Source organism: Burkholderiales bacterium, from assembly GCA_035518095.1.
GTDB lineage: Bacteria > Pseudomonadota > Gammaproteobacteria > Burkholderiales > JAHFRG01 > JAHFRG01.
Map to the genome: position 1 here is coordinate 14951 of DATIXX010000055.1, position 18432 is coordinate 33382.

Genomic DNA, 18432 nt, shown 5'->3' on the forward strand with positions numbered 1-18432 from the left:
GCGATTCATGGTAAATTAAGCGCTCGCTTGGCCTTTGAAAAGGGTCAATCATGAGTCTGGGTTGGACGGCGATTACCGAAGAGATGCTCTCCACACTCGTGCACCAGGAGGCTCTTTATCTGCTGCTTCCGATGCTGGTTATGACGGTTTTGCTTGTGCGATTCCGTCCTGAAGATCGGCGCGATGTGGTCAGCACGCTACGCTTTTTTCTGGTCAGCTTGGCCGGCATGCTGCTCGTTGGGATTTTCCAGGTCGTTGTCTCGGGCGTGATTACCTCTGTACTGTACGAGGCAACGCTGATTGCAACCGGCATCGCGGTGATCAAGCTCACAGGGCTGTTTACCTTCCGCATCGTTTTACCGATGGTGCGGCTGCATGCGGCGCGTATTGTTGAAGACATCATCATCATCATCGCCTACGCGGCATGGGGACTGGTGCAGCTACGCTACGCCGGACTCGACCTCGGCGGCATTATAACCACTTCCGCCGTAATAACGGGCGTGATTGCATTTGCCATGCAGGATACGTTGGGCAACGTCATGGGCGGTCTGGCCCTCCAGCTCGACAGTTCGATCGAGGTAGGCGACTGGGTTAAGGTGGACGATCTGGTTGGCAGGGTGGCCGAAATCCGCTGGCGGTCTACATCGATCGAGACTCGCAATGGGGAGACGGCAGTCATTCCCAACAGCCAGTTGATGAAAAACAAATTTACCGTTCTAGGACGGCTGGCCGGGCGGCCACCGCAATGGCGGCGCTGGATTTCATTTAGCGTGGATTACAACGAGACCCCGGCGCGGGTAATAAGCGCGGTGGAGAATGCGATCAATCAGGCGGCTATTCCACATGTAGCGAAACAACCCCCCGCCAACTGCGTGCTGATGAACTTCGAAAGCGGTTCCGGTCGTTATGCCTTGCGTTACTGGCTCACCGATCTGATGCATGATGACGCGACTGATTCGGCGGTGCGCACACATATCTACGCTGCCATGCAGCGGGCAGGCATTCGCTTTGCTCTCACCGAGCAAAGCGTGCGTGTGATCGAGCATGATGAACAGCATGCGGAAGTTGTGAAATCCCGCGAACTCAACCGCCGCCTGGCGGCTCTGCAGCGTGTCGATCTATTTCAGGGATTTCATCCGAGTGAACTGCGCATCATTGCTGAACGCTTGAAATATGCGCCGTTCGCGCGCGGCGCAGTAATGACCAAACAGGGTGCAATCGCGCACTGGCTATACATCATCACTTCCGGGGAGGCGGAGGTCGTACTTGAAACTCCGGAACGCGACTATGTGCCGCTAGCGATGTTACCCGCCGGCAGTTTTTTTGGAGAAATGGGACTGATGACCGGGGATCCGCGGCGCGCGAGCGTTATAGCAAGAACTGACGTTGAGTGCTATCGTCTCGACAAAAGCGCTTTTGAAGATGTTCTGCGCTCACGCCCCGATATCGCGGATGAAATCTCGCAAATTCTCGCTTCACGTCGTTTCGCGTTGGAGCGAGTGCACAAGAACATGACCTCCGAAAAAAATGCTGCAGATCTTGCCCAGCAGCGCAGTGAAATCCTCGAAAAAATAAAACGGTTTTTCGGGATTGGCACGTTGCATTAATAGCGGTCTCTGCAAGCCGCGGCGTTTCCGCCTCGTAGTTTTCGGGCTGATATGCTGGTTGCTCGTTGCGTCCACCGCGCAACCCGAGGAAGGCCCCCGAAATGCCGCAATCGCGTCCGCGAACCCGCTCGCCACTGATGCCGGTTACAAGATTTTTCGGGAAGGCGGCAATGCTTTTGACGCGGCAATCGCCGTGGCAGCCACACTTGCCGTTGTCGAGCCTTACGCATCGGGGCTTGGCGGCGGCGGTTTTTGGTTATTGCGCCGCGCTTCCGACGGTAGGGAATTGCTGCTGGATGCGCGCGAAACGGCCCCGGGGCGTGCCAGCGCCGGGATGTATCTCGATGCACAAGGCCAAGTTATTGCAAAAGCGTCGTTGCGCGGTCCAAAATCTGCGGCCATTCCCGGGATCCCGGCGGCGCTTGAGCATCTTGCGAAACATTATGGCAGACTGCCGCTCGCGGTAAGCCTCGCCCCAGCGATTCGTTATGCAAAATCTGGCGTGCGTGTCGATGCGCGCTATATTGCAATTTGCCAGCGCTTTCATGGCCAGCTCACCGGCGAGGCGCAGCGCGTGTTCCTTGATTATGGAAGTGTGCCGCGTCAGGGATTTGTGCTTCGGCAAAAAGCTCTGGCGGCGACATTGCAGGCCATTGCCTCCGGGGGAAGCAAGAGTTTTTATCAGGGGAGAGTGGCGCGCAACATGGTGGCTGCGGTTCAAGCCGGCGGCGGAATCTGGTCCCTTGCCGATCTAAAGAATTATCGTGTCGTGGAACGTGAACCCGTGAAATTCGTCTTTCAGTCGCTGCAAATCACCGCAGCACCATTACCTTCCGCTGCAGGACTCAGCCTGGCGCAAAGCTTTAATATTCTTGGGCGCCTTCCTTATGCTGCGGGCGACCAAGACGCGAAAGCGCATTTTGTGGTGGAAGCGTTGCGGCGCGCTTACCAGGACCGTGCGCGCTACATGGGCGACCCTGATTTTGTCAACGTGCCGGTAGCACGGCTGCTAAGCAAGGATTACGCGGCGTCGCGTGCGGCGTCAATTGATCTTTACTACGCGACGCCCAGCGTGGAACTGGAAGATGAATCACCGATGCTAAACGAAGGTGACGATACCACGCATTTTTCGATTGTTGACCGCGAGGGCAATCGCGTAGCTGCGACGCTCAGCATCAATACGCCGTTCGGCAGCGGTTTCGTGGCAGGCATGAGCGGGGTGCTTCTTAATAATGAGATGGACGATTTTTCTGTCGCGCCAGGGACGGCCAATGTTTACCGCTTGCAGAGCTATTCCGGAAATGAAATCGCCCCAGGCAAGCGGCCGCTATCAAGCATGTCGCCGACTTTTGTAGAGGACGAGCGGGGCATACTGATACTTGGCACTCCGGGTGGCTCGCGGATTATCAGCATGATCTTGCTCGCAATACTTGATTATGCGGACCGTCCGCGGGTTGACCTCCGACAGATGTTGAGCGCTGCGCGTTATCATCACCAATATTTGCCTGATCAGGTGGAAATCGAGCCGCAAGGTTTTTCCGAAGACTGGATTGCCGAAATGCAAGCCCGAGGGTACGCGGTTACCGGGAGCGCGAGGCGCTGGGGGAATGTTCAGGCGGTATATATTGATAAACGTACGGGTCTGGCGACGGCGGCTGGCGATCCGCGCGGGCAAATCGGCAGCGCAAGCAGATCATTGACCCAATGAGCGCGGCGTTGATAATCCTGTATTATTGCTGCTAGCCGCAGTAATGACTTTTAACGATTTATGAAAACGACATTTTTGGAATTCGAGCAGCCGATCGCGGAGCTGGAAGCGAAAATTGAGGAACTGAGGTATGCTCAGGACGACTCGGCTCTGGATATATCTGAAGAAATTAACCGCCTACAGAAAAAAAGCCAGGCTCTCACCAGAGATATCTATTCCAAGCTCACTGCGTGGCAGATTTCCCAGGTTGCGCGCCACCCCCAGCGACCTTACACGCTCGATTACATTCAAAACCTGTTCACTGATTTCGAGGAGCTGCACGGCGACCGCAATTTTGCCGATGACGCCGCGATTGTCGGCGGCCTGGCCAGGTTCAATGGCCAGACTGCGATGATAATCGGCCATCAAAAAGGCCGCGACACCAAGGAAAAAATACGGCGCAATTTTGGCATGCCGCGGCCGGAGGGTTATCGCAAAGCACTGCGCCTCATGAAGACTGCCGAAAAATATGGCATTCCAGTGCTTACGTTTATTGATACTCCCGGCGCCTACCCGGGTGTGGGCGCGGAAGAGAGGGGGCAATCTGAAGCCATCGCCAGAAATCTTTTCGCGATGTCGGAACTCAGGGTGCCCATCGTGTGCAGCATAATTGGTGAAGGAGGCTCGGGCGGCGCGCTTGCGATCGCTGTGGGCGATCTGGTGCAGATGCTTCAGTATGCGACCTATTCGGTAATCTCGCCCGAGGGCTGTGCATCAATTCTTTGGAAAAGCGCGGACAAGGCGGCCGATGCTGCGGAAACATTGGGCATTACAGCGACGCGTCTAAAGACACTGGGCCTGATCGATAAAATTATCAACGAGCCGCTGGGTGGGGCACACCGCGACCATGAAGAGATGATGCGTTCCATGAAAAAGGCATTGCAGGAGTCGCTCAAGCAGTTGCAGGATAAGTCCCTCGATGACTTGCTGAGAACGCGTTTCGAGCGACTGATGGGCTATGGCAAGTTCAAAGAAATCACGGCGCCGTGATTTGCGCGCGCACGTGGCAGGGGTTCTCGCCAAGATACTGAAGAGCAATACGCACGTTGCGCTCGCAATGAGCGGCGGATTGGACTCGGTCGTGCTGCTTGATATTCTGCACGCGCTCGCCAAGAAGCTCCATTTCAAGCTATCCGCAGTTCACGTGAACCATCAATTGAGCCCGAATGCCGGGCGGTGGGCGAATTTTTGCCGGCGCTGGTGCAAAACATTAAACGTCCCCATAAAAATTTCAAAGGTGACGGTCAGTGGAGCGCGCGCAACAGGTACTGAAGCGGCTGCGCGGGAAGCGCGTTATCGGGTATACGCGCGACTCCACGCCGACTACTTGGTGCTTGCACATCATCTAGACGATCAAACGGAAACCATGGTGCTGCAGCTGTTGCGCGGCAGCGGCGTCAAGGGCTTAAGCGCCATGCCTGAAATGAGGTACCAGATTAACAAGTCGTCACCGCGCATCATTCGACCTTTGCTGGATGTGCCGCGCTCGGAAATCGAGCGCTACGCCAGAGCTCGCAAATTGCGATGGGTCGAGGATGAGAGCAACGACAATACTGCGCTTGATCGTAATTTTCTCCGGCACAAAGTGCTTCCGCTGATAAGCACGCGCTTTCCGGCGTATCGCGAAACATTGGGCCGCGCGCAGCGGCGTATTGCAGAAGCCGCCGCCTTGCTTGATCAACTGGGGGAACTGGATTCTCGCGCTGCGGTGCAGGACGGCAGATTGAAGGCGGCGGTGCTGCGCAAGCTGGCTCCGGCACGGGCACGGAATCTGCTGCGCTATTATTTCGCACGGAAAGGGCTGCTTATGCCAAGCGAAAAGCGGCTGGAGGAGATATTGCAACAGATAACCCGCTCCCGGGAAGATGCCAACGTGCGGGTTGCTCTGGGTGATCTGGACGTGCGGCGATTCAAGGGCGATGTTTACGTTTGCCGCAGCCGACCCGCACTCGATGCGGAATTCTGTAGGAATTGGCAAGGCGAGCACAAACTGGAAATCAGCGAGCTGGGCGGCGTGATGACATTCCGGCACGCCAAAGGCAAAGGCATCGACTACGCGAAGCTCATGCAGCACCCTGTCACGATCCGCGTACGACGCGGCGGTGAGAAACTTCGCCCGGATTGCAAGCGGCCACGCCGCAGCCTGAAAGACTTGCTGCAGGAGAGCAAAATTGCGCCTTGGGAACGGTCATGCTTGCCTTTGCTTTTCAGCGGAGACCGTTTAGTCTACGTGCCGGGGATAGGAATTGATTGCGATTACCAAGCGCATGCGGCGCAAAGCGCTTTATTGGCAAATTGGATTTTAAAAGATACTCGGGATCGAAGTCAAAAGTCGAAGTAGCCGGATTCTTCGTTCAACAGCGTTTGATTTCCCTCGAGGAACAGCTTTGAGGCTTACCGCCACACGACTCAAAAAAACGCGAGTCGCATAACTACAAACCAAGGTACGCCTGTTGGACCTTAGGGTCTTTAGCCAGCTCGGCCGAAGGCCCCTCCTGCACCAGGCTGCCATTTTCAAGTACATAAGCGCGGTCCGCCACCTCGAAAGCGGCAAATACGTCCTGCTCAACCAGCAGAATGGTTACGCCACTGCCGCGCACGTCTTCCAGGACCTTCAACAATCGGTGCATTATGATTGGAGCGAGGCCGAGGCTCATTTCATCGACCACCAAAAGCTTGGGCGAAGCCATCAGCCCGCGCGCGATGGCGCACATTTGCTGCTCGCCGCCGGACAGGCTTCCGGCAAGTTGGTTACCGCGCTCGTGCAAAATTGGAAACCAGGAATACACCTGCTCAAATGCTGCCTGCATTCCGCTTTTTTCGCCGCGTACATAGGTCCCCATCAGCAGGTTATCGGTAACCGTCATATGATCGAACAGCTGCCTACCTTCAGGAATTTGCACAAGACCGAGGCTGAATACTTGATCGGCTGTGAGATGAACAAGCTCGCGGCCGTCGAACTGGATCTGTCCGGTACAAGGAATGACACGGGATAATGCTTTCAGCAGTGTCGTCTTGCCGGCGCCGTTGCTTCCAACCAAGGCCACGATTTCGCCAACATGAATTTCAAGCGTTATGTTACGTAGTACCGGGATTTCCCGGTAGCCCGCGCAGAGGTTTTCGACTTCGAGAAGCGGACGCTTCACGCGTGTTTCCTTCCAAGATAGGCTTCCACCACTTGAGGGTCATTCAGAACGTCAGACGGCTTGCCCATGGCGATGCTTTGGCCGTGATGCAGTACCAGAAGCCGGTCGCACAGAGCGTGTATCGCTTTCATCACGTGCTCTACAACCAATATACTGATACCCTGATCGCGCGTTTTTTTAATCACGGCGATCACTTCATCGATTTCCACCGGATTCAGCCCAGCCATTACTTCATCAAGAAGCAGAAGTTTGGGTTTCATGGCCAAAGCCTTTGCGAGCTCCAATCGCTTGCGATCGGGACCGCCCAGCGAATCAGCGCGCTGGGACGAGCGGTGAGCAAGCCCGACAAACTCAAGCCATTGCTGTGAGACCTGTTTGGCGCGCTGCAAATTTCGCTTTTCACCCTCACTTCCGAAGAGCGCCGCCACAGCGACATTTTCCAGCACTGTGAGGCCGGAAAACGGTTTCGTGATTTGGAACGTTCGGGCAATGCCAAGCCTGGCGCGGCGGAACGCCGGTTGCTGCAAGACATCACCCTCGAAAATTATATCGCCCGTCGTCGGGGTAAACGTTCCGCTGATCAAGTTAATGAGAGTGGTCTTGCCCGCGCCGTTCGGCCCTACAAGACCTAATATTTCTCCGCGCATGAGGCTGAAACTCACGTCTTGCAGGGCGACGAGCCCGTGAAAGCGCTTGGTGAGATTACGGGCTTCAAGAACGGGGTTCATGTCTGCTATACGCGGTTTTCGCGGATATTTTCACTAAAATAACGCAGGCCGAGTTTTCTGTAACGACGCCAGAGATCGGCGATTCCGTGAGGCATTAAAACCACGGCGACTACAATGACCACTCCGAAAAACAGGCTTGCCACGCTGGAAATCTTGGAGGACAGAATTTCCGAAATGCCGGAAAGCAAAAACGCTCCGGCGATCGGGCCCAACACCGATCCCGGGCCGCCAAATACCGCCATGATGATCATTTTGACGTTCAGGCTGATGTCAAACTCACCGCCGGGGTCGATGAAGGTGATCCAGTAGGCGTGAATACCGCCGGCAAGGGCGCTAAAGAAAGCGGCGATAGCGAAGGCCTGTATTTTGTATCGCGTGGTGTTGATGCCCATCGCCGCAGCGGCGTCCTCGTTTTCCCGAATCGCCATAAGACCGAAGCCAAAGCGGCTTCGGGATATATACCAAATTGAAACCGTAGTCGCTAGCAGCAGACCCAGAGCCGCTTCGTAGAACAAGGCGTCGTTCTTGACCAAAGGCAGGATGAGACCGATGTTGCGCCCGGCGATATCGAGGTTAGACACGATTGCCGGCACGACTTGCGCGAGCGCCAGTGTGGCTATCGCAAAATAATGCCCTCGCAGCCTCAGCACCGGCAGGCCTACCAAAACAGCGAAAATCGCGGCCACCAGGCCGCCCACTATCAGCGCGATGCCAAAGGGCAGATGATAATGGATCATGGCAATAGCGGTACCGTAGCTTCCCAAGCCGTAAAACACCGAACCACCAAACGAAGCGTATCCGGTATATCCCCCGATAATGCTCCAACCTTGTGCCAAGGTGGCAAGCATGAGCGTGCTGATGCCGAATTGCACCACTGTCGCGGGCGCGACCCACGGTACCGCGATGAGCAGCGCCAGTGTAGTGGCGAGGGCAAACCCGCGAAACAGTAAATTCATGTGGTTCTGCCCAGCAGGCCGGTGGGTCGGAATACCAGTACTAATACGAGAATCCCGAAGCTTGCAACATCGGTGTAGGTCGGCCCGAGATATAAGGCAGTCAGCGACTCCACTATGCCCAAGAATATGCCGCCAACGACTACCCCCAATGGGTTCTGCAGCCCGCCGATAATGCAAATCGCAAACGATTTAGCCGTAAGGCTGCCGCCGATATACGGATTGATCTGCGATACCACTCCGTAAAGATCGCCGGCTGCACCGGCAAGCGCCGCACCGAGCCCAAAAGTTATGGCATAGATGTGTCGGGTTTCGACACCGTAGAGGCGAGCGGCGGTCAAATTCTGTGCGGTTGCGCGTATAGCACGTCCCAGGCGCGCTTTTAGCAAAAAAAACCACAGACCCGCAGTGAGCAGTAAACCCGTGGCAAACGTCAAAATCCTCGCCACCGGGATGGTGGCGCCGAACAATGCGAAGTTCGCTCCCGCATAACCCGGATTGATGGTCCGGTAGTCCGCAGAAAAGAACATTTGCGCGAGATTGGCCAACACGACTTCAAATCCGAACGTCACGAGGAGCGTGTTAAACATGGGCGCGCGAATGATCAGATTGAGCACAAATCGCTGCAGCGTGTAGCCGAGCACGAACAGCGCAATCATCGCGGCGGGAAGCGCCACGAAGGGGTCAACGTGGTAGAGCGCAAACAGGTAATAGCACACGTAAGCGCCGAGCATGATGAAGGCACCGTGCGCCAGATTGACAATGTTAAGCACGCCCCACACTAGTGCAAGGCCCAGCGCCATCAGCGCATAAAGCCCGCCAAGCAGAATGCCGTTCGCCAGAACCTGCCAGAGCAGGACCATCTTATCTATGGTCCCAAGACGGCATCGGGTACAACGGTTGATTGATAAATCCCTTTTGCCCGTAGATCGGCACCAATTTGCGGTTCTGGATTTGCACCATTATTTGTGGCAAGCTGATCTGGCCTGCGGAACTGAATTGAATTCGCCCGTAGAGGCTTTCAAAATCAACATGCGCGATAGCATCCCTGACTTTAGCGGGATCCAGCGTGCCCGCAGCTTCTATGGCTTTGGCGAAAGCCTCGACATCAGCAACAGCGGATGCAGCATGGTAATCCGCATCGTATCGAAATTTGGCGGCATAATCCTTGGCAAACTCCTCGCCGTTTCCGAAGTATTCGTCTTTAAGATCAGCGGACGGCAGCCATGAGGTCATACCGAAAGCATAATCGGCGTCTTTGCCAAGCGCTTTGCGGAAGTCTTCGGTAGGCACGCCGACGGTGAAGGAGTAAAGCTTCGGGCTGACGTTAAGGCTTTTTGCCTGGCGAATAAAATTAAGCACCTCGGTCTCATGTCCCGCCACCAGAATTGCGTCCGGCTGCGATTCTTTGATCAGCGAAAGCAGCGAACTGAAATCAGAACTGTTGGCCGCATAGCGCTGGTCGAGAACCAGCTTAAATCCAGCTTTGGTAAGAATTTCACGTGTTCCGTCTGCGACGGAGACATCAAAGGCGTCGTCCGCGAACAGAAGGGCCACTTTTTCCGGCTTGGGCTGGAACTTTTCCATTGCAGCGATGGTGCTTGCAAAATATTTGCTGGCCAGCGGTAAAGTTCCAAAGATGTATTTATAGCCGCGGCTAAAAATCTGGTCCGAGGCGCCGCCGCCCTGGATCATTGGCACCTGATATTTTTCCGAAACCGAAGACGTGGCGAGTGCAAAATTGCTGGCGAAGGGCCCGAGCAAAAAATTCACTTTGTCCTCGGTGAGCAACTGTACGTATTGCCTTACGCTCAAGTTGACGTCCGACTGGTTGTCCAAGAGCTTTAAAGCCAACTTGTAATTGACGTTGCCTACTTTGATACCGCCTCTTTCGTTGATTTTTTCGATTGCAAACTCATAACCATCACGGTAGTAGCGGCCCGTATTAGCGAGAGGCCCAGTGACCTGTACTGAAGCACCTAAGGTGATGGTTCCCGCAAACGCTGAACTGGCTACGGAGAAAACTACGGCCATAAGAAACAATTGGATTGTGCGCATCATTTTGATTCCTCCTCGTTTGGGATTTTTATGAATTGGATGAACTGCCTGAGGCTAAATTTGAGATCCTCCAGACAACCTCGCAATGAACTGTTGCCTACGACCTGAAGCCAAGTATGTTGGTCTTTGTTGGTAGTTTAACCGGCAGGGCACCCCTTTACAATCTACTGCATTTTGTGATGGAGAAATAATATAAAGACAGGTAGCAAAAAACCATTGCAAATATTGTCATTCTTGCTGGATTTTCCGGCACGTAGCGGAACCGCCGGGAATTGGTCCGTGGAGTCGAAATGGTCCCAGTCGTCCAGGCAATAGGCGAAGCTATTGCCGAGCAAAAGGTATCTTACGCCGCAAGCGAAACCGGCCGAGACGGGTTTGAACGCGTGCTATCGCAGCTGTGCCGGGAATGAATCGGCGGGTACTACAGTTTCGGCGCTTCTGTTTGCGGACGGTTGGCAGTGCGGCGACTGTATTTATTTTTCGCTCGATAAAAGGCGAGCACGCCAGGTCGGCAGGTAGAGCAGCACGTTCATTTGCATACCGCGAGGGCCAGGGCTTGGAGCACGTCGCCGCTGCGGTTATTTTGCACAAAAGCGGCCACACCCGAATCCTGCAATTTCCATCCAGGTTTGAGATTGAATGTCTGCTGAATCTGGGCATCGCCTTGCGAATCGATGGAAACGGGCCCAATCAGTTCGCGCACCACAAAGTCGTGGTGTAGAGTGTGCCCGCTGTTTTCCCCGGCTTTTATATCGTTGCTGAGATTGTTCTCGTAAAGCGCGAGATAGATTTCGGTGTTTTGGCGTTCGGACGCGCTAGGCACCACAATTTTTCCGGAGATATGCAGTTTGCCCTGAGCAGGCGTGCTTAGGGTCAGGCTAATATTCGCGAGCGGTTTCAGTCGGTTGATTTCCTTGACCCTTTCGCTTGTGCTGTCCCATATGAGACCGCGACGATAATCTTTTCCATCCAGCACCAGTTGCGGCGTGTAGACGAAGTTGGACCGGTTGATATGGGCCATCTGGCGCTGGCGCTCGGAGAAATTTGGTTGCGCGAATTCGTCTCGCCACCCCAAGTAGTTCCAATAGTCCACGTGAAAAGCCAGCGGAACAATCCGGTCGCTGGTAAGACCCTCGGACGGAAGTCGGCTTAGCCACTCATCGGCAGGCGGGCAACTGCTGCAGCCTTCCGAAGTATAGAGTTCCAGCAAGGCCACGCGTTGCTTCCCGCTACTTGCCGAGCATTGGCCACCAGAAGCGGGAGAAATGACGCTGCTGAAAAGAATTGCTGCCAGGAAAATGCTTGCGTTTTTCATAGAATGCTGTGGCCTCACGACACCTGCGAATTAGTCGCTCAAATCCCCGAAAAATGACAGCCGCCAAAATGATAAGTTCAGCAGAATGTTTTTCATGTAACAGCTATTTTGATATCATTTAACTTCAGTTTATGCTCAATATTGATCTTCACAGCCATTCTACCGTTTCAGACGGACTGTTATCTCCTGAAGAATTAATGCAGCGGGCAGCATCAAGAGGGGTTTGCGCGCTGGCCCTCACCGATCACGATGATATTGGCGGACTGTCGCGCGCCCGCGACGCTGCATATCGACTCGGGATACATTTTATCAACGGGGTGGAAATTTCGGTTAGCCGGTGCAGCCAGACTTTGCATATCGTGGGTTTGCGCATTAATCCGGAATATCCGGCGTTGTTGCGGGGACTGGAAGTTATCCGGTTAAGCCGCGCGGGACGCGCGCAGAGGATTGCAGCCGAACTTGAAAAATCGGGAATACGCGACAGCCTGGCTGGAGCGGCCCGATACGCCGGTAATCCTAATCTGATTGGGCGCGCTCACTTTGCGCGTTTTCTCGTCGAACGGGGTATTGCGGAGGATGTGAAAAGCGTATTCCAGAAATTTCTCAAACGAGGCAAGCCGGGCTACGTGGAGCACCGTTGGGTATCGCTCGCGGAAGCGGTAACCTGGATCACGGCAAGCGGGGGTATTGCGGTTTTAGCGCATCCAGGCCGCTACCCGGTTAGCGCCACACAAATGCAGCAGCTGCTTGGCGAGTTCAAGGAGCTGGGCGGCGCGGCCCTCGAAGTGGTGTCCGGGAGCCATACGTCGGAACAGTATGCGGTTTTTGCGCGGTATTCGAAACAATTCGACCTGCTTGCGTCAGTCGGCTCGGATTTTCACGGTCCCGGAGAAAGCCGCCGCGACGTTGGTCAGTTGCCGGAATTGCCCGATGGCTGCGTGCCGGTGTGGGAATTATGGTCGGATTCGAAGTCCGACGTGCGTGCAAAAAGACAAGTGTGAGATTTTGCATGGCGCAGTTCTTTTCGATACATATCGATAACCCTCAGCGGCGGCTCATTCGGCAGGCTGCGGCAATAATTCGCGATGGTGGCGTCATCGTCTATCCAACCGACTCCTGTTATGCGCTGGGTTGCCACATTGGAGACAAAAATGCCATGCGGCGCATAAGAGAAATTCGCAGCGTGGACGAAAAACATCATTTCACGCTGGTTTGCCGCGATCTTTCGGAAATCTCGCGCTATGCCAGGGTGGATAACCGACAATACCGCCTGCTTAAGGCTGCAACGCCGGGAAGCTATACTTTTATTCTTCGTGCGAGCCGCGAAGTGCCGAAGCGATTGCAGCATCCAAAGCGCAAAACGATTGGACTGCGCGTACCAAATCACGCCGTGGTGCGCGAGTTGCTGGGCGAAATGAATGAACCCCTCTTAAGCAGCACTTTGCTATTGCCAGGCGACAATATGCCACTCAATGACGCCACGGAAATCCGCAATCGCCTCGAGCACAGCGTGAATTTGGTGTTGGATGGTGGCCCGTGTGGCGTAGAGATGACTACCGTGGTTGATCTTACGGAAGAAATCCCGTTACTGCTGCGCAAGGGCAAAGGTAGTCCGTCGGTATTCGGACTGCACTAAGAGAAAATGGGTTCAGATTTAATTCGGACCATCGCGATTTATGCGTTACCGGTGATATTTGCCATAACCTTGCATGAAGCGGCGCATGGTTACGTCGCCAAGCATTTCGGCGACATGACGGCCTATGCGCAGGGGCGCATAAGTCTTAACCCCCTTCGGCATATCGACATGACAGGTACCATTATCGTGCCGCTGGTGCTGCTCCTGATAAGCAAACTTTTTGGAGGGAGTGGAATACTGTTTGGCTGGGCTAAGCCGGTGCCGGTTAATTTCTCCGGTCTACGCCATCCCAAACAGGATATGTTTTGGGTCGCAGCCGCCGGTCCGGGGGCGAATCTGATTATGGCGATGTTTTGGGCTCTGGTGCTTAAGTTTGCGCTCACCATTCCTGCGAGTGCTTATACGCTCCCCATGAGCCTTATGGGGAAGGCAGGCATCCAGATTAATGTGGTGCTAATGGTGCTAAATCTTTTGCCGGTTCCGCCGTTGGACGGCGGCCGAATCGCTGTGAGCCTGCTTCCACACCGTCTTTCTCATCGATTTTCCAGTATTGAGCCCTACGGCCTGTTTATTTTGCTGCTGTTGCTTTTTAGCGGCGTTCTCGGGATTATCATGTGGCCTTTGGTAAATACAGTGATGCGACTCATTAGTTCGGTCCTAAATTTGTGAGAGAGGCAGATTAAAAGGTTATATGTTTACCGAACGGGTGCTATCGGGTATGCGTCCTACCGGCAGGCTGCATCTGGGGCATTATCACGGGGTTTTGAAAAACTGGGTGCAGTTGCAGAACGAGTACCCGTGCCTATTTTTTGTCGCCGACCTGCACGCGCTTACAACCCATTACGATACCCCGGAAATCATCGAACAAAACGTCTGGGACATGTTGGTAGACTGGCTCGCCGCCGGTATTGATCCGTCACAAGCGACTCTATTCATTCAATCGCGAATTCCGGAACATGCGGAACTGCATCTTTTGCTTTCCATGATTACACCTCTGGGATGGCTTCTGCGCGTGCCTAGTTACAAAGATCAGCAGGAAAAACTCAGCGACAAGGATTTAAGCACGTATGGTTTTTTAGGTTATCCACTGCTGCAAAGCGCTGATATTCTAATTTACCGTGCAAGCCGCGTCCCCGTGGGCGAGGACCAGGTGCCGCATGTCGAATTTACACGCGAGCTCGCGCGGCGGTTTAATCATCTGTACGGCCGAGAAAAAGATTTTGAGATTAAAGCAAAAACGGCAGTGAAGAAACTTGGCGCAAAAAACAGCAAACTCTACCAACAATTCCGCGCACGCTACCAAGAGCAGGGCGATAGCGATGCGTTGGTCGCGGCGCGCGAGTTAATCGATAAGCGGCAGAATCTTACCCTGGGCGATCGCGAGCGCTTGTTTGGTTTTTTGGAAGGCGTGGGCCGAGTGATATTGGCTGAGCCGCGAGCCTTGCTTACCGAGGCTTCGAAGATGCCAGGGCTGGATGGGCAAAAGATGTCCAAGTCGTACAACAATACCATCGAATTGCGTGAGGACCCGGCAAGTGTCGCGAATAAAATTCGTACCATGCCTACGGACCCGGCGCGCGTCAAACGCACTGACCCTGGAGATCCTGACAAATGTCCAGTATGGCAATTGCACTTGGTCTATTCTGATAAGCAACGACAGGATTGGGTGCAAACGGGCTGCAGAAGCGCCGGTATCGGCTGCCTGGAATGCAAACAGCCGGTGATCGACGCCGTGCTGCTTGAGCAAAAGCCAATGCGCGAGCGTGCGCAGATGTATCTCGATGACCCGGCGCTAATACGTAACATCATTGCCGACGGCTGCGAAAAAGCACAGAAGCTCGCGCAAGAAACGCTGCGTGATGTGAAACAGGTAATGGGTTTGAGTTACGCTTGAGCGCCTTGCGAAGAGAGAAGCCATGAATCAGCCGGAAGCAGTGATCGCGCGCTTATATGGTGAACCGGTTCTTGAGGTCCCGCAGGATTTATATATCCCGCCGGATGCGTTGGAAGTATTTCTCGATACGTTCGAGGGGCCGCTTGATGTGCTGCTTTATCTTATTCGAAAAAACAATCTGAACGTGCTTGATATTCCAATGGCGGAACTTACACGCCAATACATGGCGTATGTAGATATGATGCATGCGCATCAGCTGGAACTCGCAGCCGAGTATCTATTAATGGCAGCATTGTTGATCGAAATCAAGTCGCGCATGCTTCTGCCGCGCCCGATTCAAGTGCAGGATGAACAGGTAGATCCACGCGCAGAACTCGTCAGGCGTCTGTTGGAATACGAGCAGATCAAGCTTGCCGCACGCAGTCTTGATGCGTTGCCTCAGGCCGGACGCGATTTCGCTTTGCTTGATGTGTGGATTGAACAGGCAGCAGCAAAGCGACTGCCGCAAATCAAGCGCGACGATTTAAGGGATGCGTGGTTAAGTCTAGTGGCACGGGAGCGCATGAACCGTCATCACAGCGTCACGCGCGAACAATTATCGGTGCGTGAACGCATGACGCGCATATTGCGGCGATTGCAGGGTCTAAAATTCGTTGAATTCCACGAGCTATTTGAACGTGGCAGGGGAATTCCGGAGCTGCTGGTGACCTTCCTCGCTGTGCTTGAATTGGCTCGCGAAAATTTGGTGAGTGTTACGCAACAAGAAGCGTATGCCGCAATCTATGTAAAACTTAACGAGTTCTCTCCCGATGTATGAATTGAAAGAAATTAAACTTATACTTGAAACAGCGTTGCTTGGAAGCTCAGAACCGCTTCCAATCTCCGAACTAAAAAAGTTATTCGAAAACGAACTGGATTCAGAAACGTTACGCAAGCTGCTGGATGAATTGCGCCAGGAGTGGTGCGGCAAGGGCATAGAGCTTGTCAACGTTGCAAGCGGCTGGCGGTTTCGCACCAAGCCCGAATATCAAAAATATTTGGATCGACTGAATCCGGACAAACCGCCGCGCTACTCGCGTGCTGCGATGGAAACTCTCGCTATTATCGCTTACCGTCAGCCGGTTACGCGCGGTGACATTGAACAAATTCGCGGCGTTGCGGTGTCTACTCATGTAATCAAATTGCTTGAAGACCGAGGATGGATAGACGTGATCGGGCATCGTGAAACGCCGGGGCGCCCGGCTTTATATGCCACCACCAAGAGTTTTCTCGACGATTTAAGCCTTTGCTCGCTGGACGACCTCCCTCCGCTTGAAGACATCGGCAGCCTGGAAAAAGAACTCAATCTCTAAGTGCGGCTGCGCGAATCAGATTAATTTTTGGGATTGCCTTGCGGTTGCGCTAGAACATTTTTCGTGATGCAGGATTTCAGCATGGCGTTTCCTGTTGCTATGAATTCGGGGGAGCATTTTGTTCAAGTCTTCGCTGTCAATTTCTTGACGGATTTAACCTTAGTTTGCTATAGTCCCATGTCTAACAGACGCGGGGTGGAGCAGTCTGGCAGCTCGTCGGGCTCATAACCCGAAGGTCGTAGGTTCAAATCCTGCCCCCGCAACCAATGCTCTTTAACAAATCACAGCCGATAAGTGTGGGCGCTTGGTTTTGAGCGCTATGCCGGTTCTTTTCCGGCATGGAACTTTTATAAAGTCAAGTGCTCGCAAGATGTAATTCGTCAAGCGAGAGTTTAAGATCAAATTGAAGAGTTTGATCCTGGCTCAGATTGAACGCTGGCGGCATGCCTTACACATGCAAGTCGAACGTGAAAGCGGGGCAACCCGCAAGTAGAGTGGCGGACGGGTGAGTAATGCATCGGAACGTGTCCAGTAATGGGGGATAACCTAGCGAAAGTTAGGCTAATACCGCATACGATCTTCGGATGAAAGCGGGGGCTGCAGCACTAAGAGCTTTTGGCAAAAATGGCCAAAGTCGCGCCAAGAGTTCTTAGTGCTGCACCTCGCGTTATTGGAGCGGCTGATGTCTGATTAGCTAGTTGGTGAGGTAAAAGCTTACCAAGGCGACGATCAGTAGCTGGTCTGAGAGGACGGCCAGCCACACTGGGACTGAGACACGGCCCAGACTCCTACGGGAGGCAGCAGTGGGGAATTTTGGACAATGGGGGCAACCCTGATCCAGCCATGTCGCGTGAGTGAAGAAGGCCTTCGGGTTGTAAAGCTCTTTCGTCCGGAACGAAACGGTGGATGCTAACACCATCCACTCCTGACGGTACTGGAAGAAGAAGCACCGGCTAACTACGTGCCAGCAGCCGCGGTAATACGTAGGGTGCGAGCGTTAATCGGAATTACTGGGCGTAAAGCGTGCGTAGGCGGTGGCTCAAGTCAGATGTGAAATCCCCAGGCTTAACCTGGGAATTGCATTTGAAACTAGGTCGCTAGAGTTTGGCAGAGGGGGGTGGAATTCCACGTGTAGCAGTGAAATGCGTAGAGATGTGGAGGAACACCGATGGCGAAGGCAGCCCCCTGGGCTAAGACTGACGCTGAGGCACGAAAGCGTGGGGAGCAAACAGGATTAGATACCCTGGTAGTCCACGCCCTAAACCATGTCAACTAGTTGTCGGGGGAGCAATCTCTCGGTAACGCAGCTAACGCGTGAAGTTGACCGCCTGGGGAGTACGGTCGCAAGATTAAAACTCAAAGGAATTGACGGGGACCCGCACAAGCGGTGGATTATGTGGATTAATTCGATGCAACGCGAAAAACCTTACCTACCCTTGACATGTACCGAACCCTGATGAAAGTCAGGGGTGCCCGAAAGGGAGCGGTAACACAGGTGCTGCATGGCTGTCGTCAGCTCGTGTCGTGAGATGTTGGGTTAAGTCCCGCAACGAGCGCAACCCTTGTCATTAATTGCCATCATTTAGTTGGGCACTTTAATGAGACTGCCGGTGACAAACCGGAGGAAGGTGGGGACGACGTCAAGTCCTCATGGCCTTTATGGGTAGGGCCTCACACGTAATACAATGGCCGGTACAGAGGGTTGCCAACTCGCAAGGGGGAGCCAATCCCAGAAAGCCGGTCGTAGTCCGGATTGTTCTCTGCAACTCGAGAGCATGAAGTCGGAATCGCTAGTAATCGCGGATCAGCATGTCGCGGTGAATACGTTCCCGGGTCTTGTACACACCGCCCGTCACACCATGGGAGTGGGTTTCACCAGAAGCAGATAGCTCAACCGCAAGGGGGGCGTCTACCACGGTGAGATTCATGACTGGGGTGAAGTCGTAACAAGGTAGCCGTATCGGAAGGTGCGGCTGGATCACCTCCTTTCTAGAGT

At 54.0% G+C, this 18432-nt stretch carries 15 protein-coding genes, 1 tRNA gene, 1 rRNA gene and 1 pseudogene; 12 read left to right on the top strand and 6 right to left on the bottom strand.

Translation table 11 applies throughout. The features are described 5' to 3' along the window. Window positions 1-50: 50 nt before the first annotated feature. From VLV32_09235 to tilS, 4 genes are read left to right on the top strand one after another with little or no spacing between them, the layout of a single operon-like run. Window positions 51-1607, top strand: coding sequence for a mechanosensitive ion channel family protein (locus VLV32_09235; GenBank protein ID HUL42070.1), 1557 nt, complete (start codon window positions 51-53; stop codon window positions 1605-1607). Then, window positions 1591-3315: a gamma-glutamyltransferase gene (ggt, locus tag VLV32_09240; protein HUL42071.1), complete on the top strand. Its 1725-nt coding sequence runs from the start codon at window positions 1591-1593 to the stop codon at window positions 3313-3315. Before VLV32_09235 ends, ggt begins: the two co-directional genes overlap by 17 nt. Before the next feature lie 60 nt (window positions 3316-3375). After that, on the top strand, window positions 3376-4344 hold the full coding sequence (locus tag VLV32_09245) for an acetyl-CoA carboxylase carboxyltransferase subunit alpha (GenBank protein HUL42072.1): 969 nt from the start codon (window positions 3376-3378) through the stop codon (window positions 4342-4344). Then, the gene (gene tilS / locus VLV32_09250) at window positions 4313-5695 is read left to right on the top strand and encodes a tRNA lysidine(34) synthetase TilS (GenBank protein HUL42073.1); all 1383 of its coding nucleotides are present in this window, start codon (window positions 4313-4315) and stop codon (window positions 5693-5695) included. The genes VLV32_09245 and tilS overlap by 32 nt, the downstream gene beginning before the upstream one ends. Window positions 5696-5786: 91 nt before the next feature. On the opposite strand, the gene VLV32_09255 is transcribed toward tilS, so the two are convergent. The 6 genes from VLV32_09255 to VLV32_09280 form a co-directional block, all read right to left on the bottom strand. After that, window positions 5787-6500 (bottom strand): ABC transporter ATP-binding protein, encoded by a 714-nt coding sequence (locus VLV32_09255; protein ID HUL42074.1) that lies wholly within the window; start codon window positions 6498-6500, stop codon window positions 5787-5789. Then, window positions 6497-7228 (bottom strand): ABC transporter ATP-binding protein, encoded by a 732-nt coding sequence (locus tag VLV32_09260; GenBank protein ID HUL42075.1) that lies wholly within the window; start codon window positions 7226-7228, stop codon window positions 6497-6499. Before VLV32_09260 ends, VLV32_09255 begins: the two co-directional genes overlap by 4 nt. A gap of 5 nt (window positions 7229-7233) precedes the next feature. Continuing rightward, window positions 7234-8184: a branched-chain amino acid ABC transporter permease gene (locus VLV32_09265; GenBank protein HUL42076.1), complete on the bottom strand. Its 951-nt coding sequence runs from the start codon at window positions 8182-8184 to the stop codon at window positions 7234-7236. Beyond that, complete coding sequence (locus tag VLV32_09270; protein HUL42077.1) at window positions 8181-9044, bottom strand: branched-chain amino acid ABC transporter permease; 864 nt, start codon at window positions 9042-9044, stop codon at window positions 8181-8183. The genes VLV32_09265 and VLV32_09270 overlap by 4 nt, the downstream gene beginning before the upstream one ends. 1 nt (window position 9045) lies before the next feature. Further along, window positions 9046-10242, bottom strand: coding sequence for an amino acid ABC transporter substrate-binding protein (locus tag VLV32_09275; protein ID HUL42078.1), 1197 nt, complete (start codon window positions 10240-10242; stop codon window positions 9046-9048). A 526-nt stretch (window positions 10243-10768) separates the two neighbouring features. Beyond that, window positions 10769-11554, bottom strand: a complete 786-nt coding sequence (locus VLV32_09280; GenBank protein HUL42079.1) for a DUF1223 domain-containing protein — start codon at window positions 11552-11554, stop codon at window positions 10769-10771. Window positions 11555-11685: 131 nt separating this feature from the next. Between VLV32_09280 and VLV32_09285 the strand changes: the two genes are divergently transcribed. The 8 genes and pseudogenes from VLV32_09285 (at window position 11686) to VLV32_09320 (ending at window position 18425) form a co-directional block, all read left to right on the top strand. Then, window positions 11686-12555: a 3',5'-nucleoside bisphosphate phosphatase gene (locus VLV32_09285; protein HUL42080.1), complete on the top strand. Its 870-nt coding sequence runs from the start codon at window positions 11686-11688 to the stop codon at window positions 12553-12555. Between the two features lie 8 nt (window positions 12556-12563). Beyond that, on the top strand, window positions 12564-13190 hold the full coding sequence (locus VLV32_09290) for an L-threonylcarbamoyladenylate synthase (protein ID HUL42081.1): 627 nt from the start codon (window positions 12564-12566) through the stop codon (window positions 13188-13190). Between the two features lie 6 nt (window positions 13191-13196). Beyond that, entirely contained in the window at window positions 13197-13859 is a 663-nt protein-coding gene (locus VLV32_09295; protein HUL42082.1) for a site-2 protease family protein, read from the top strand. Between the two features lie 22 nt (window positions 13860-13881). Beyond that, the gene (locus VLV32_09300) at window positions 13882-15084 is read left to right on the top strand and encodes a tryptophan--tRNA ligase (protein HUL42083.1); all 1203 of its coding nucleotides are present in this window, start codon (window positions 13882-13884) and stop codon (window positions 15082-15084) included. Between the two features lie 22 nt (window positions 15085-15106). Continuing rightward, window positions 15107-15901 carry a ScpA family protein gene (locus VLV32_09305; GenBank protein HUL42084.1) on the top strand — a complete coding sequence of 265 codons (795 nt, stop codon included), beginning with the start codon at window positions 15107-15109 and terminating at the stop codon, window positions 15899-15901. Next, window positions 15894-16403 (top strand): annotated as a pseudogene (scpB, locus tag VLV32_09310) (SMC-Scp complex subunit ScpB). The gene VLV32_09305 and the pseudogene scpB overlap by 8 nt, the downstream one beginning before the upstream one ends. A gap of 222 nt (window positions 16404-16625) precedes the next feature. After that, window positions 16626-16702 (top strand) — tRNA-Met (locus VLV32_09315). Between the two features lie 134 nt (window positions 16703-16836). After that, a 16S ribosomal RNA gene (locus VLV32_09320) occupies window positions 16837-18425 on the top strand. Window positions 18426-18432 lie beyond the last annotated feature (7 nt).

Bases quoted from the DNA above. Each gene is read 5' to 3' on its own strand.
- VLV32_09235 (HUL42070.1), top strand. From the start codon at position 51: ATGAGTCTGGGTTGGACGGCGATTACCGAAGAGATGCTCTCCACACTC.
- VLV32_09245 (HUL42072.1), top strand. From the start codon at position 3,376: ATGAAAACGACATTTTTGGAATTCGAGCAGCCGATCGCGGAGCTGGAA.
- tilS (HUL42073.1), top strand. From the start codon at position 4,313: ATGGCAAGTTCAAAGAAATCACGGCGCCGTGATTTGCGCGCGCACGTG.
- VLV32_09260 (HUL42075.1), bottom strand. From the start codon at position 7,228: ATGAACCCCGTTCTTGAAGCCCGTAATCTCACCAAGCGCTTTCACGGG.
- VLV32_09265 (HUL42076.1), bottom strand. From the start codon at position 8,184: ATGAATTTACTGTTTCGCGGGTTTGCCCTCGCCACTACACTGGCGCTG.
- VLV32_09270 (HUL42077.1), bottom strand. From the start codon at position 9,044: ATGGTCCTGCTCTGGCAGGTTCTGGCGAACGGCATTCTGCTTGGCGGG.
- VLV32_09275 (HUL42078.1), bottom strand. From the start codon at position 10,242: ATGATGCGCACAATCCAATTGTTTCTTATGGCCGTAGTTTTCTCCGTA.
- VLV32_09280 (HUL42079.1), bottom strand. From the start codon at position 11,554: ATGAAAAACGCAAGCATTTTCCTGGCAGCAATTCTTTTCAGCAGCGTC.
- VLV32_09285 (HUL42080.1), top strand. From the start codon at position 11,686: ATGCTCAATATTGATCTTCACAGCCATTCTACCGTTTCAGACGGACTG.
- VLV32_09290 (HUL42081.1), top strand. From the start codon at position 12,564: ATGGCGCAGTTCTTTTCGATACATATCGATAACCCTCAGCGGCGGCTC.
- VLV32_09295 (HUL42082.1), top strand. From the start codon at position 13,197: ATGGGTTCAGATTTAATTCGGACCATCGCGATTTATGCGTTACCGGTG.
- VLV32_09300 (HUL42083.1), top strand. From the start codon at position 13,882: ATGTTTACCGAACGGGTGCTATCGGGTATGCGTCCTACCGGCAGGCTG.
- VLV32_09305 (HUL42084.1), top strand. From the start codon at position 15,107: ATGAATCAGCCGGAAGCAGTGATCGCGCGCTTATATGGTGAACCGGTT.